The sequence below is a fragment of the Microbacterium sediminicola genome (assembly GCF_039531125.1).
Lineage (GTDB): Bacteria > Actinomycetota > Actinomycetes > Actinomycetales > Microbacteriaceae > Microbacterium > Microbacterium sediminicola.
The window spans coordinates 281,324-294,597 of record NZ_BAAAPL010000002.1; the positions used below are offsets into that span (position 1 = coordinate 281,324).

The following is a 13,274-nucleotide window of genomic DNA, read 5'->3' on the forward strand; positions in this document are numbered from 1 at the left end:
CGCTGCCCCTCAGAAGACCGGGAGGTCGAGGCGCTGCTTGAACACCGAGTAGCCGTCGTCGACGTGCACGACCGTGCCGTTGATGACGTTCGCCTCGTCGGAGGCGAGGAAGGCGACGACGTTGGCGATCTCGATCGGCTCGGTCATCTTGTTGCGCAGCTGCTCGGACGCGAAGGTCGCCTTCAGGTCGTCCGAGAACTGGTTGATGATCGCGGTGCCCACCCGGCCCGGCGTGATGGCGACGGCGCGGATGCCATACTCGGCCAGCTCGTAGGCGGCCGATCGGGTGAAGGAGATCACGGCGGCCTTGGCGGCGCTGTAGGTGAACGAGAGCTCAGCGGCCTGCTCACCGTAGATGGAGGATGTCGAGATGATGACACCGCCCCCGCCCTGCGCGCGGAACTGACGGCCCGCCGCGAGGATCCCGTAGTAGACGCCGTCCTGGTCGACGCGGATGAGCGGCTCGTAGTCGACCGCCGGGTCGTGCTCGAGCAGCGGCTTGCCTCCGGCGATACCGGCGTTGTTGAAGATGACGTCGAGCTTGCCGAACGCCTCGACCGTCGAGGCGACGGCGGCCTCGACCTCGGCGAAGACGGCGACGTTCACGCCGACGGCGATCGCGGAGCCTGCCGGGAGGGTGTCAACGACCTCCTGGGCACGCGCCGCGTTGATGTCGGCGACGGCGACCTTGGCGCCCTCTTCGACGAATTTCTGGACGGTCGCGAGACCGATTCCGCTGGCGCCGCCGGTGATGAGGGCGACTTTTCCTTCCAAGCGCATGTTCTTCGAGTCTTTCTGGTCGTGCCTGCTCGCGCGCGCGAGCGGACGCAGTGGGGTGTCGGCCCGCGCGCGCGAGCGGTGAAGACGGTGGGCCGGTGGGGCGCGAGCGCCCCACCGGCGAGGGGATCAGCCGAGCTGATCCGACGGCGTGATGTCGGCGGCGTTCGCCTGGGTCACGAGCGTCGTGGCGACCATCTCGAAGTTCGAGTCGGGGAGGGTTCCCGTGGCGAGGTACTCCGAGATCGCGTCCATGATCGTGTCGTTGATCGACGGCCACGGCTGCTCGACGGTGGCGAGCATGGTGCCCGCCTCGACGGCGGCGATGGCCTCGCTGGTGGCGTCGCACCCGGTCACAACGGCATCGGCGCCCGCCTCGCTGATGGCCTGAACCGCACCGAGTGCCGCGTCATCCCAGCCGACCCACACCGCGTCGAGCACACCGGGGTTCGCGGTGATGAAGTCGGCCACGAGGGCCAGCGCCTCGGTGCGGCCGGTTGCGGGCGAGACGACCTGCTGGATCGCGCCACCGGCGAGCGTGCCGCCCGCGGCGACGATGTCGTCGGCCGCAAGACCCGAGCGCATCCGGATGCCGGCGTGCGGGTCGTGTCCGATCACCATGATGGTCTTTCCGTCGAGGCCGCCGATGGCATCGGAGATCGCACCCAGGGTCTGGTCGACGATGCCCTGCTGGTCGGTCGTGATGTTCAGCGCGTAGCCGTCGTTGGGCTCGGTGCCCGCGTCGATCGCGAACATCGGGATGCCGGCATCCTGCGAGGCGGTCACGATCGAGGCGATCGAGGCGATGTCGGTGAAGCCGTTGTAGACGACATCTGCGCCCTGACCGATGGCGCTCTCGACGGCGGGGTTCATCTTCTGGAAGTCGAAGTCACCGGCGATCGCGGAGACGTCCCAGCCGAGTTCGGTTCCCTGCGCTTCGGTGTTGTTCAGCCACCAACCGCCGATGGGCGTCTGGTTGCCGGAGGTGAAGGCGATGACCTTCGGGGCAGCGTCGCTGTCGCCACCGGAGCTCGAGCAGCCCGTCAGGGCGAGAGCGGTGACTGCGGCAACGGCCGCGAGTGCTTTCAGTGATGCACGCACGTTGTACTCCTTCGTATATTGCGTATCTCTTGGGGTGGGGTTCCGAGTGGGGACTCGGAGGGGTCGGGAAGGGCGGGTCACCGCTCCCGATGCTTGAGGGAGGACAGGGTGACCGCGGCGATGATGATCGCGCCGGTCAGTACCTGCTGGATGTAGGCGTTGACGCCGAGGATGTTCAGTCCGTTGCTGAGGACCCCGATGATGGCGACACCGATCATCGTGCCGACGAGGTTGGCCGCGCCGGAGCGGAGGATCGTCATGCCGAGGAAGACCGCGGCGACCGAGAACATCATGTTGTCCTCACCCTGCACGGCGCTGGCGCTGCCGAGGCGCGCTGCAAGCAGCACGCCACCGATCGCGGAGACGAAGCCGGCGAGCGTGAACGCGAGCAGACGCGCGCGACGGACGTTGACGCCCGACAGCCGCGAGACCTCGACGCTGCCGCCGACGGCGTGCCACTGACGTCCCAGCGTCGTGTACCGCAACACGAACCACAGGATCACCGAGATGACGATCGCGAGGTACACCGGCAACGGGATCTCGAAGAGCTTGCCCTGTCCCAGCTCATTGAACTCGGCGGGGAAGTTGAACAGCGTCGTCCCCTGCGTGACGAGGAAGGCGACGCCGATGACCGAGGTCATCATGGCGAGCGTCGCGATGAAGGCGGACAGGTTGAGGTACGCCACAAGGACACCGTTGAGCAAGCCGATGAGGAGGCCGACGACGAGTGCGAGGACGATGGCAGCCGGGATCGGCATCCCGCCGAGCATCGCGGCGCCCGCGGTGGCTCCGGCCAGGGCGGATGTCGCACCCACCGACAGGTCGAAGTCACCGACGACCATGACGACGGTCTGCGCGCCGGCGATGATCGCGAGGATCGACACCTGATACAGGATGTTCTTGATGTTCACGAACGTGAGGAACACGTCGGGTCGCATCAGGAAGAAGAACAGGACGAGGGCGACGAGAGCGACGATGGTGCCGCCCTGCATCATCCATCGGCCCGCGTTGCTGGCGTGCCCGACCACGATCGAGGTCGTCGTGGGGGCCTTGTTGTTGTCGGTGGTGGTCATGACTGTGACTTCCCGTAGCAGTAGGAGAGGAGGAGTTCTTCGTCGGCGACATCCGCGGCCACTTCGCCGCTGACCTCGCCCTCGTGGAGGATGATGATCCGGTCACTCATGCCGATCAGCTCCGGCAGTTCCGAACTGATCGCGATGATGGCGGTGCCCTCGGCGGCTAGCTGTCGGATGAGGCGATAGATCTCGGCCTTGGTGCCGACGTCGATGCCGCGCGTGGGCTCGTCCATCAGCAGCACCTTGGGCTTGCGTGCGAGCATCTTGGCCAGCACGACCTTCTGCTGGTTGCCACCGGAGAGTTCCCCGACGTGTTGCTTCGGCCCGCGGGCTTTGATCTTGAGGTCGGCGAGCCCACGCTGGGTGATCGTCGAGATTTTCGCGCCCGACACGATCCCTGCCGTGCTCACAGTGGGGATGTTGGCGACGGCGATGTTGTCCTGGATGGACGCGTCCAGAATCACGCCCTGGCTGCGGCGCTCTTCGGGGACGAGGGCGACCCCCGCGTCCAGGGCTCGGCCGACGCCCGGCGAGTGGGGCAGCTTCGTCCCGCCGACAATGATCTCGCCGTCGACGTGCTTCTGCGCGCCGGCGAGGATCCGCAGCAGCTCACTGCGGCCCGAGCCCGCAAGTCCGCCGATGCCGAGCACTTCGCCCTTGCGCACCTCGAGCGAGACGTCCTTCACACGACGGCCGTTGAGGTGGAGCACCTCCATTGCGACCTCATCGGTCGCCGTGCCCCGCTCGGGGAACAGCTCGTTGGCGTTGCGGCCGACCATCGTCGAGATCACCTCGTCGATGTGGGAGTCGGCGACATCCTTGGTGATGATCGTCGTGCCGTTGCGCATGATCGTGAGGCGGTCACACAGCTCGAAGACCTCTTCGAGGCGATGGGACACGTACACGATCGCGACGCCACGATCGCGCAGCGAGCGCAGCACCGCGAACAGCTCGATGATCTCGGTGTCGGTCAGCGATGCGGTCGGCTCATCCAGGATGAGCACCTTCGCGTCAGTTGCGAGGGCTCGCGCGAAGGCGACCATCGTTTGCTGCACCGGCGAGAGGTCGCCGGCGAGTGCGTTCACCGGGATCTTGCGCTGATTGATGCTCTCGAGCTGCTCCTTGGCGCGCTTCTTGAGCGCCCCCCATTGCACGAACCCGCCACGGCTGGGCGTCTGCTCGCCGAGGAGGATGTTCTCGGCCACGCTGATGCTCGGGATGATCGAGAGCTCCTGGTACAGCGCCACCACGCCAGCCGCGTTCGCAACGCGGACATTGGCGAACTCGACCTTCTCGCCGTTGCGGGTGATGGTGCCACTGTCGGGGTGGTGGACGCCGGTGAGGATCTTGATGAGCGTGGACTTGCCGGCGCCGTTCTCACCGAGAAGCGCATGGATCTCGCCGGGCTGCACGGAAAAGCGCGCACCCTCGAGGGCGTGGACACCGTCGAACCGCTTGACGATGTTCTCGGCCGCGAGCGCGGGGGTACCGAGCTCGCTCACGGGGATCGTGTCTTCGACCAAAGTCATGCCGACTCCTCGATGGTGTTGCAGCGGATGACGACCTTGGGGTGGACACCACTCATGTGGACCGCGAAGGCCTCGGTCGCGTCATCCAGATCGAACACGGCGGCCGTCAGTTCATCGACATCCAGCTGCGGCAGCACCTGCAGCGCCCGCGGAAATGCGTACGGCGAGACGAAGACGCCGGTGAGGGTGAGTTCCTTGAGGTACAGGTAGTCCGAGAGGTTCAACGGCATCTCATACTGCGCGGGGTACATCGCGCCGTAGACGACGGTGCCGCCCTTGGCCGCGATGTCGAGCACTCCCCGCACCGCGCGCGTGGATCCGGAGGCATCGATGACGATGTCGTAGCCGCGTCCACCGGTGATCTCGTCGGTGCGCTCGAACTGGTTCTCCGTCACCGGATCGATCGTGAACTCCGCGCCGTGACGGGCCGCCATCGCTCGCCGTTCTGCGATCGGCTCGATCATGGTGAGCGAGGTCGCCCCGTACATCTTCATGACCTGCAGCACGAGCTGACCGATCGGACCGCCGCCGACGATCGCGACGCGGTCGCCGACGCGCACACGGGTCTTGTCCGCGATGCGCACCGCCACCGAGGTGGGCTCGAGCAGGCATCCCTTGAGGAGGGACACGCTGTCAGGCAGCTTGTAGACCTGCGATTCGTGCCAGGTGATCGTCTCGGCCATGCCGGGACGGTTGTACTCCTGGATGTTCTCGCAGAACTGCTGCTTGCCTTCCTGACAGGGTCGGCACGTCCCGCAGAAGCGCAGGAAGTTGCCGGCGACCCGGTCACCGATCTGCAGGCCGTTGCGGTGGGCGTTCTCGCCGAGCGCTTCGACGACACCGGACAGCTCGTGCCCGAGGCCGATCGGCACCTCGGTGCCGAAGAAGCCCTCCGCGAGGTGCGGGTCGGAGCCGCAGATCGCGGCATAGGCGACCCGGACTCTGACGTCCTCGGGACCGAGCGGCTGCTCGGGGAACTCGACGACCTCGACGCGACCGCGTGCGGCCTCGTCCGGGTCGGCGAGCTTTCCGATCTTGGTGACAGCTACCGTTTTCATACGTCTCTCCGTTGAGCGTGCGGGTGGGGATGCGGCGGGTCAGCCCGCTGCGAGTGCCCTGCGCAGGGCCGCAGTGGTGGCCGACAGACCATACCCGTACTTGTCGCGAAGTTGCTCGTCCTCACCGAAGCCCGCGTACACCTGGGGGATGCCGAGGCGCTCGAAGGAGGTCAGTGTGATGCCGCGGTCGGCCACGACATCCGCGACCCGCGAGGCCAGGCCGCCGTAGGCGAGGTGGTCCTCGAGGACGACGAAGCGGCCGCCGGTCTCTTCGGCGCACAGCTCAATCAGGTCCGCGTCGATGGGCTTGAGCGTGAACATGTCCACCACCCGCACCGACGCACCCTCGGCCTCGAGCTCTTCGGCGGCATCCAGCGCCTGCGCGACCGTCGTCCCGTGCGTGAAGAGGGTCACATCGGTGCCCTTGCGCGCGACGATGCCCTTGCCGATCCGGATGTCGTGCTCGCCGGGCTCGTAGAGCACCTTGTCCTTCTTGCCCACGGCCAGACGGATGTAGAGCGGGCCCTGCATGGCCATGGACTGACGGAGGATCTCGCCGACCATGAGCGGGTCACCAATCGAGGTCACCGTCATGTTGGTGAGCGCGCACATCAGCGCGAGGTCCTCGACGGCGTAGTGGGTCGAGCCGCCGTTTCCGACGAGCCCACCGTGCGTCCCGATGATCTTGACCGGGAGGTTCGGGTAGCAGACATCAGTGCGGATCTGCTCGAGTGCACGCATGCTGAGGAACGGGAGCATGCCGGACACGACCGGGATGTTGCCGTCGTACGCGAGCCCCGCCGCGATGCCGACGCTCGCCTGCTCGGCGAGCCCCACATCCAGGAAGCGCTCGGGGTACTTGTCGCGGAACTCCACGAGGGTGGCACCGATGTCGGGGGTGATGACCCAGAGGTTCTCGTGCTCCTCGCCGAGCTCGGCGAGAGTCGATCCGATGACCGAACGGGCTCCGAGGAACTCGCCGAAGGTGAAGGTGACAGGCATCAGACGTTCTCCTTCGAACGGGTGGCTTCGAGCGCGGCCATCGCGCGCTCCAGGTCTGCGGCGCCGAGCGACCCGGCGTGCCAGGCGAGGTTGCGCTCCATGAAATCGACGCCCTTGCCCTTGATGGTCTCAGCAACGATGACCGTCGGCTTGTCGCTCTCGGTGGCGGGAAGGTTGTCGATCGCCTCGACGAGGGCGCCCATGTCGTGCCCGTCGACGTGGACGACATTCCAGCCGAAGGCGGCCCACTTGTCGGTGTAGGGCTCCAGTGTGACCCGCTCCTCGTCGAAGCTCGTCATGAGCTGACGGTTGCGGTCGATGACGGCCACAAGGTTCCCGAGCTTGTTGGAGCTGGCCGCCAGCGCGGCCTCCCAGACCGATCCCTCGCCGGTCTCGCCGTCACCCATGAGGGTGACCACGCGGTGCGTCGCGCCGCGGCCGCGTGCGCCGAGGGCCATTCCGACCGCGAGCGGCAGGCCGTGCCCGAGCGAGCCGGTGGATGCCTCGACACCGGGCAGCTGCACCTTGCACGGGTGCATGCCGTATGCGCTGTCGAGCTGGCCGTAGGTGTCGACGATCCCCTCGTAGGAGAAGAACCCCTTGATCGCCATCGCGATGTACATCGCGACCGCCGCGTGTCCCTTGCTCAGGACGAACCGGTCGCGAGCGGGGTTGGCGAGATTGGTGGGGTCGACGTTCAGCCCGTATTCGAACAGCGCGGTGAAGATGTCTGCCGACGACAGGTCGCCGCCGATGTGGACGGCGCCCTCGTAGGTGCCACACAGGTGCAGCAGCTTCTGCCGGAGTTCGAAGGCGAGATCCTCCAACTCGGCGACGCTGGGGCGGTCCTGCCCGACGGTCAGGGTGGTTCCCATCACATGTCTCCTCGTTGATGACATGAGCGCGACGTACCCTTGTGAGGGGTCATCGTCGACTCTCGTTTGGCCCGGCGAACCCGTTCTCGGGTCGCGGTGCGAGTGACGTTAGCACGAACCCATTTACAAGTAAACAGGAATGCACGTAAACTCGTTTTCGCGTCCTCAGCGTTGCCGACGCCGACAGGAAGACGACTCTCGCAAACCTGCGAACTCCCTTTCCCTCCTCGACGAACCGGCTGCGACGAGCGATCGCGAACCGACAATGGACTCGCGCGCCACCCGGCGCGGAGCGGGTGCTCCGGCATCCGACAGGGAACCAGGCAGAGCAAGACACAGAGAGGTGCAGGATGTCTGACACGATCACCGGCGTACGAACCGGACTCTTCATCGGGGGAGCAGAGCGATTCACCGATGAAACCCTCAAGATCGCCGACCCCGGCAAGCCCGGCGTGATTGTCGGCGAGGCCGCAGCGGCATCGCAGGCGGACGTCGCGGATGCCGTCGCCGCGGCGAAGGAAGCCTTCCCCGCGTGGGCGGCCCTCGGCGCCACCGAGCGTGCGCGGCTCATGGCCGAGGCCATCGCCGGCATCGCCGACGAGCGGGACGCTGACGCCGCGATCCTCTCGCAGGAGAACGGCAAGATCCGCATGGAGGCGTGGATCGACGCGCTCGTTTTCGAGATCCGCTGGAATCTCGCGCTGATGATCGCGGACCAGGTCGACACCTCGCACACACTCCCCGCGATCCCCGGCGCGATCCCGGTCGACACTGAGGTGGCCTACCAGCCGCTGGGAGTCGTGACGGTCATCGTGCCCTTCAACTGGCCGATCGCGATCCTGGGTGCAGCTCTCCCGCAGGCGCTGCTGGCCGGCAACACCGCCATCGTCAAGCCCCCGCTCACGGCGCCGCTGGCCACTGCCAAGCTCGTCCAGCGCGTGGCCGAGAAGCTCCCGCCCGGGGTGCTGAACATCGTCACCGGCAAGGACCAGGACATGTCCGGCCTCATCCAGAACACCGACATCGCCAAGGTGTGTTTCACCGGCAGCGTCGGCGGCGGCAAGCGGATGATGGAGATGGCCTCCAAGACCCTCACCCGGGTCACGCTGGAGCTGGGCGGCAACGATGCGGCGGTCTTCCTCGAGGACGCGATCATCGACGACGCCCACATGGATCGCCTCTACGCGGCGATCTACGACACCACCGGCCAGATCTGCATGAACGCCAAGCGCGTCTACGTGCACCGCTCGCGCCTGGATGAGGTCGTCGCGGGTCTGTCGGAGCGGCTCGACAAGGCCGTCATCGGCTACGGCCTCGACGCCGAGACGACAATGGGGCCGCTCCACTCCAGCGCGCAGAAGGCGTTTGTCGAGGAGCTCATCCAGGAGGCGAAGGATGCCGGTGCCGACGTGCGCGAATTCGGCACGCTCCCCGGTGGTGACCTCGAGGGCGGCAACTTCTTGCGCCCCGCGATCGTCGTGAACCCCGATCCGTCGCTGCGGGTCGTCACGCAGGAGCAGTTCGGCCCCGTCATCCCGGTGATCCCCTTCGACACCGAGGAAGAGGTCGTGCACCTGGCCAACGACACCTGGGCGGGCCTGTGCGGCAGCGTCTGGACCGCGGACCCGGCCGCAGCCCAGCGCGTGGGCGGGGCGCTGGAGTGCGGCTACGTCTGGATCAACGACCACGGCGCCACCCGCCTCGACCTGCGCGCGCCCTTCGGCGGCATGAAGCAGTCCGGCATCGGCCGCGAGCAGGGCATCGAGGGGATCCGGGCGTTCCAGGACACGCGCTCGATCGCGACGATCGATCCCGAGGCCCTGGCCGCCATGGCCCACTGAGCGCACCGCGCTCGCGCGGGGTCCGGTCCCACTCGGGGTCGGACCCCCGCGTACTCTGAGCACAATTCATCGGGCAGCACAGACGACCCTGCTCGGGGGACGAGGAGCATGAACGACGCGACGAGGCGCTTCGGCCGCTATCACGACGACGACGTGGCCACCGAGCCGCTCGACGAGATCATCGACCCCGACAACTTCACTCCTCGCCTCTTGGCGCTGCTGTCGAACGCCCTCGTATGGCGCGAATCACAGGAGCTGCTCACTCGGTTCGACCTCGGCACGAACGACTGGCGCGTACTCTCCGCGCTCGCGGTACGGCCAGGTTCGTCGGCGACAGAGATCACGGACTTCATCGGCGTGAACAAGGCGGTGGTCTCCAAGTCCGTGAACCGGCTCGCCGGCCGCCACCTGATCGTCCTCATCGACGGTCCCCGCGGCTCGCGCCCCATGTTCCTGACCCGCGACGGCGCTCGGATGCACGACGACATGCTCCCGGTCTCGATCCACGGCCAGGAGATCATCGTCGACGGCATGACCGACGAGGAGATCCACCAGTTCAACGAGCATCTTCGTCGCATGCTGTGGCGTCTCCGGGCGGCGCAAATCCTCGAGGGCGAGGAGCCTCCACCGGCCGCGAGCCCCGCGCCGTGACTTCCCTGAGTACCTATAGACATTCCCTATCTCCATAGGTAATCTGATCCGCAGGTCGCAACGAGGCGGCCCACTGGTAGCGGAAAGGACCTCGATCAGTGGCTTTTACACCGACGGCAGCTCAGCATGAGGCTGCGAAGGGTCTGGTTCAGGGGTATTCCCTCGAGATCACCGGCAAAGAGAAGGATGTCACCGGCCTCACCGAGGCGGCTCCTTTGATTCCGGCCGGAACGAAGGTCAACGTGACCTTCCTCGGCAACGAAGACCTGCAGATGCGGGTCGCAGCCGCCAAGGCAGTGAAGGCGCTCGGGTTCATCCCCGTGCCCCACATCTCCGCACGCCGGTTGGCGTCGCAGGAGCAGCTCGAGGAGTTCCTCGGCGCGCTGGCCGAGATCGGCGCGACCGAGCACGTGTTCGCGGTGGGTGGTGACCCCGCGACCCCCGAGGGCCCGTACCCGGATTCGTTGTCGGTGATCCAGACCGGGATCCTGCAGAAGTACGGCGTCAAAGAAGTCTCGATCGCGGGATACCCGGAGGGGCACCCCGACATCCCCACCGATGTGCTGTGGAAGCACCTCGAGGACAAGTCCGCCGCGTTGAAGGACCAGGGCCTGGATGCCACGATCCTGACGCAGTTCGCGTTCGACACCGACCCGGTGATGGCGTGGATCAAGGGCGTCCGCGACCGGGGTATCGACACGCAGATCCGCCTGGGCACCCCCGGACCTGCCGGCATCAAGCGGCTGATCTCGTTCGCGTCCCGGTTCGGTGTGGGAGCGAACGCGATGATCGTGAAGAAGTACGGGTTCTCCCTCACCAACCTGATGGGTTCCGCCGGTCCCGACAAGTTCGTCACCGACCTCGCCGCACTGCTCGGTGACGACCCCTCGACCGGTGCGGTGAAGCTGCACATGTACACGTTCGGTGGCATGGAAGCCACCGCCGTGTGGGCTCGCGATTTCGTCGCGAAGTGAGCAGGGAAACAACTGTCATGCCCACGCACAACGAAGCCCTGCGCGATCAGGCCTGCCTGATCATTCACGGCCCCGACCAGCCCGGCCTCGTCGCCGCGGTCACCGCGTTGATCACCCGCCACAAGGCGAACATCGTCACCCTCGACCAGTACTCCGACAACCCCGAGGGTGGTGCGTTCTTCCAACGCGTCGTATTCCACCGGCCCGAGCTGGCAGCGGTGTTCCACGAGCTCGAGGCCGACCTGGCCGAGACTCTCACCCCCTATGGGATGACCTGGAAGCTCACCGACCAGTCGGTGCCCAAGCGGATGGCGATCCTGGCATCCACCAGTGATCACTGTCTGCTGGACCTGCTGTGGCGCCACCGCCGCGGGGAGCTACCGGTATCGATCCCGATGGTGATCTCCAACCACACGAATACCGCAGAGGATGTCCGTTCGTTCGGGATCCCGTTCTTCCACATCCCCTCACAAGGACCGGACAAGTCCGCCGCCGAAGCCGAGATCGTGAAACTCCTCGCGGGGAACGTCGACTTCGTGGTGCTGGCCCGGTACATGCAGATCCTCTCCGACGACTTCATCACCAACGTGGGAGTGCCGGTCATCAACATCCACCACTCCTTCCTTCCCGCCTTCATCGGCGCCGGCCCCTACAAGAAAGCCAAGGAACGCGGCGTGAAACTGATCGGCGCGACCAGTCACTACGTCACCAAGGACCTGGATGAAGGACCGATCATCGAGCAGGACGTCGCCCGCGTGGATCACTCCATGACAGCCGCCGACATGCAACAACGCGGCGCCAACGTCGAACGCGCCGTCCTCTCCCGCGCCGTCCTCTGGCACGCCCAAGACCGCGTCATCCGACACGGCAACCACACCGTCGTCTTCTAACCCCTCACCCCACCCGCTACAAACGAAAGGTTCATCGTGGCACCTAAGAATCTGCAGGAAGTCCTCGACGCCTCGAACGGCGCCGTCGACCTGCTGCGCAACTCGCAGATCGGCTCGTACATCTACCCGGTCGTCCCCGCGGACTTCCAAAACTGGATCAAGGAGCAGAAGGCCTGGCGCAACACCGCCGTCCTCTACGACCAGTCCCACCACATGGACAACGTGTTCCTCAAGGGCTCGGACGCCATCAAGCTGATCTCGGACACCGCGATCAACTCCGTCGCCAACTTCGCAGTAAACAAGGCCAAGCAGTACGTGCCGACCACCGCCTCGGGCCACGTCATCGGTGATGGCATCCTGTTCCGCGAGGCCGAGGACGAGTACGTGTACGTCGGCCGCGCGCCCGCGTCGAACTGGCTGATGTTCCACGGCGAGACCGGCGGCTACGCGAACCTCGACGTCACCGTCGACCGCCGCTCCCCCTCGCGTCCCTACGGCGACGCCGTCTCCCGCCTCTACTACCGCTTCCAGATCCAGGGCCCCGCGGCGTGGGACATCATCGAGAAGCTCAACGGCGGACCGCTCGAGAAGCTCGGCTTCTTCAACATGTCGACGATGCAGATCGGTGGCATGAACGTGCGCACCCTCCGTCACGGCATGGCCGGCGCTCCCGGTCTGGAGATCTGGGGACCCTACGCCGATCACCACAAGATCCGCGACCTCATCGTCGAGGCCGGCGCCGAGTTCGGGCTACTTCCTGTCGGATCGCGCGCCTACCCGTCGAACACCCTCGAGTCCGGCTGGATCCCCTCACCTCTCCCCGCCATCTACACCGGCGCTGCTGAGCAGGCCTACCGCGAGTGGCTCCCCGCCGACAGCTACGAGGCGACCGGGACGCTGGCAGGATCCTTCGTTTCGGACAACATCGAGGACTACTACATGACGCCGTGGGAGCTCGGCTACGGCTCCTTCGTCAAGTTCGACCACGACTTCATCGGTCGCGACGCCCTCGAGAAGATGGACCCCGCCGCCCAGCGCAAGAAGGTCACCCTCGCGTGGGACGCCGAGGACCTCGGCAAGGTCTGGACCTCGCTCCTGAACGTCGACGGCCCGAACTACAAGTTCTTCGACCTCCCGCTGGCCAACTACGGCTCGGCCAACTACGACGCCGTCGTGGATGCCGATGGCACGGTCGTGGGCTACTCGATGTTCACCGGATACAGCTCCAACGAGCGTCGCGGTCTGTCGCTCGCAACGGTTGACCCCTCGGTCCCCGAGGGAACCGAGCTGCGCGTGGTCTGGGGCGAGCCGAACGGCGGCACCACCAAGGCCTCGGTCGAGCCGCACGAGCAGACCGATGTGCGCGTGGTCGTCAGCCCTGTGCCGTACTCGACCGTCGCCCGCCAGACCTACCAGGGCGGTTGGCGTACCGGCTACGCGAACGACTGAGCACACTCTCCCCGCCTCGCGGGGGACACACCTCGAGGGGGTCGGGTTCCG

The 13,274-nt window shown here is 66.4% G+C and carries 12 protein-coding genes; 5 read left to right on the forward strand and 7 right to left on the reverse strand.

The window, feature by feature from the left end; genetic code table 11:
• Positions 1-9 precede the first annotated feature (9 nt).
• From ABD206_RS09825 to ABD206_RS09855, 7 genes are all read right to left on the reverse strand, one after another.
• Positions 10-780: an SDR family NAD(P)-dependent oxidoreductase gene (locus tag ABD206_RS09825; RefSeq protein ID WP_344072006.1), complete on the reverse strand. Its 771-nt coding sequence runs from the start codon at positions 778-780 to the stop codon at positions 10-12.
• 126 nt (positions 781-906) lie between these two features.
• Positions 907-1,878 carry a sugar ABC transporter substrate-binding protein gene (locus ABD206_RS09830; protein ID WP_344072008.1) on the reverse strand — a complete coding sequence of 324 codons (972 nt, stop codon included), beginning with the start codon at positions 1,876-1,878 and terminating at the stop codon, positions 907-909.
• A 77-nt stretch (positions 1,879-1,955) separates the two neighbouring features.
• Complete coding sequence (locus ABD206_RS09835) at positions 1,956-2,951, reverse strand: ABC transporter permease (RefSeq protein ID WP_344072010.1); 996 nt, start codon at positions 2,949-2,951, stop codon at positions 1,956-1,958.
• On the reverse strand, positions 2,948-4,483 hold the full coding sequence (locus ABD206_RS09840) for a sugar ABC transporter ATP-binding protein (protein WP_344072012.1): 1,536 nt from the start codon (positions 4,481-4,483) through the stop codon (positions 2,948-2,950). Before ABD206_RS09840 ends, ABD206_RS09835 begins: the two co-directional genes overlap by 4 nt.
• The gene (locus ABD206_RS09845) at positions 4,480-5,541 is read right to left on the reverse strand and encodes a zinc-dependent alcohol dehydrogenase (RefSeq protein WP_344072014.1); all 1,062 of its coding nucleotides are present in this window, start codon (positions 5,539-5,541) and stop codon (positions 4,480-4,482) included. Before ABD206_RS09845 ends, ABD206_RS09840 begins: the two co-directional genes overlap by 4 nt.
• Positions 5,542-5,580: 39 nt before the next feature.
• Positions 5,581-6,543 carry a transketolase family protein gene (locus tag ABD206_RS09850; RefSeq protein WP_344072016.1) on the reverse strand — a complete coding sequence of 321 codons (963 nt, stop codon included), beginning with the start codon at positions 6,541-6,543 and terminating at the stop codon, positions 5,581-5,583.
• Positions 6,543-7,418, reverse strand: a complete 876-nt coding sequence (locus tag ABD206_RS09855) for a transketolase (RefSeq protein ID WP_344072018.1) — start codon at positions 7,416-7,418, stop codon at positions 6,543-6,545. Before ABD206_RS09855 ends, ABD206_RS09850 begins: the two co-directional genes overlap by 1 nt.
• Positions 7,419-7,768: 350 nt before the next feature.
• Between ABD206_RS09855 and ABD206_RS09860 the strand changes: the two genes are divergently transcribed.
• The 5 genes from ABD206_RS09860 to ligM all read left to right on the forward strand — a co-directional run bounded on the left by ABD206_RS09860 (position 7,769) and on the right by ligM (position 13,223).
• On the forward strand, positions 7,769-9,259 hold the full coding sequence (locus tag ABD206_RS09860) for an aldehyde dehydrogenase family protein (protein ID WP_344072020.1): 1,491 nt from the start codon (positions 7,769-7,771) through the stop codon (positions 9,257-9,259).
• Positions 9,260-9,367: 108 nt separating this feature from the next.
• The gene (locus tag ABD206_RS09865) at positions 9,368-9,910 is read left to right on the forward strand and encodes a MarR family winged helix-turn-helix transcriptional regulator (RefSeq protein WP_344072022.1); all 543 of its coding nucleotides are present in this window, start codon (positions 9,368-9,370) and stop codon (positions 9,908-9,910) included.
• Between the two features lie 98 nt (positions 9,911-10,008).
• Complete coding sequence (locus ABD206_RS09870; RefSeq protein WP_344072024.1) at positions 10,009-10,884, forward strand: methylenetetrahydrofolate reductase; 876 nt, start codon at positions 10,009-10,011, stop codon at positions 10,882-10,884.
• Positions 10,885-10,901: 17 nt separating this feature from the next.
• Positions 10,902-11,774 (forward strand): formyltetrahydrofolate deformylase, encoded by an 873-nt coding sequence (gene purU, locus ABD206_RS09875; protein WP_344072025.1) that lies wholly within the window; start codon positions 10,902-10,904, stop codon positions 11,772-11,774.
• A gap of 36 nt (positions 11,775-11,810) precedes the next feature.
• Positions 11,811-13,223 carry a vanillate/3-O-methylgallate O-demethylase gene (ligM, locus tag ABD206_RS09880; protein ID WP_344072027.1) on the forward strand — a complete coding sequence of 471 codons (1,413 nt, stop codon included), beginning with the start codon at positions 11,811-11,813 and terminating at the stop codon, positions 13,221-13,223.
• Positions 13,224-13,274 lie beyond the last annotated feature (51 nt).